2 protein-coding genes are annotated in these 1,317 nt (G+C 29.2%); both read right to left on the bottom strand.

Going from position 1 to position 1,317, the window contains the following annotated elements; genetic code table 11:
* Positions 1 to 555 (bottom strand): hypothetical protein (locus I1A51_RS17595; protein WP_196896243.1); only part of this gene is annotated, 555 nt, incomplete at its 3' end.
* 14 nt (positions 556 to 569) lie between these two features.
* Positions 570 to 1,317, bottom strand: a 748-nt coding sequence (locus I1A51_RS17600) for a hypothetical protein (RefSeq protein ID WP_196896245.1), incomplete at its 5' end; no start/stop codon positions are given.

Genomic DNA, 1,317 nt, shown 5'->3' on the forward strand with positions numbered 1-1,317 from the left:
AGGTATTATTGTATTACCAGATCGAGATTCTTGAATTGTAAAGACTCCTCTTTCTGTTTCTTTCTTAATTCTAATTAATCCTCCCTCTTGATCATATTCATAAAAAGTAGCATAATTATTCTCATCCAACTCTGCTTCCAACCTCTGAGTATACTGATTGTAAACATAGGATTTCATATTTCCATCATATGGAAAAACACGAATATCATCAAAATATACATTTCTACTTCCTTCATTCTTTAAAGAAACATTTATCGATGCAGCATTTAATGGAACATCAAAATATTCTTCAATACGTTGCCATCCATCAATGATGTTTCCTTCAGCTTCAAAAACTACAGTCCCTGAAGAAATAACGGTTCCTTCTATATTTTTAAATGACAACTCAATTTTCCCGTCTTCATATGTCATCAGCTGCTCATCTTCGCCTTCTTTTACCCAAGCACTTAAAACATATTTCTTCCCCTTTTCTAATTGAAAAGAATTACAAATAACCCCTTGTGCTTTTAAAGCACAAGAGATTAATAATATTAATATTGTTATTGTGTTTCTCATATCAAGTTTATAAACTACTCATTACTACTACATGTATTTTCTCTATTGATATTTGTATAAAATGTATTTTCATTCATATTAAAATGTAAATAAGAATCACTTAATAAATTTTCTGTTCCATCTTTATAAGTCATCTTAAATCCTACATTAACATTATTAATAAGATCAGATCCTCCATCACCACATCCTTTATCTACAATTCTATAATTCTTATCATAATTAAAATCATCTTCATATATTACACATTGATATTGATTAACCGCTTGATTGAAAGGTGGATATGTCTGTAAAAATGGATGTGGATTATGTACATTATAATTATAAACACCAGAAGCTGGATATTCACTTAATTCTCTTAATGGCAACTCATTTACATTATTATAATCTTCTAATGTAAAAATCACATAAGGTTCATCAGTTACTCCATAACCAAAATTACCAGCTCCATTAACAGGACCAAAAGAAACTTTATAGTTCGCTAACTCATCATCAGGAATTCCATTCGTATCAAAAAACATCCAAATATCTTCTCGATATCTTCCACTATTACTACCCCCACATACTTTTTCAAAATATTTAATTCCATATCTTCTAGAAGCAAAAGGAGATTTTAAATGTATTAAAACCCATATATTATCCGTTTTCCCTGTAGAATTAGTCATTTGTATTCTAAGTTCAATTGGAGCATAATCATCTGTTTCTACTACTTTTAAATTTAAACTCAATGGCTCGTATTCTATTGAAACTTTATTAGATAGACCT

The organism is Aureivirga marina, from assembly GCF_015767265.1.
Lineage (GTDB): Bacteria > Bacteroidota > Bacteroidia > Flavobacteriales > Flavobacteriaceae > Aureivirga > Aureivirga marina.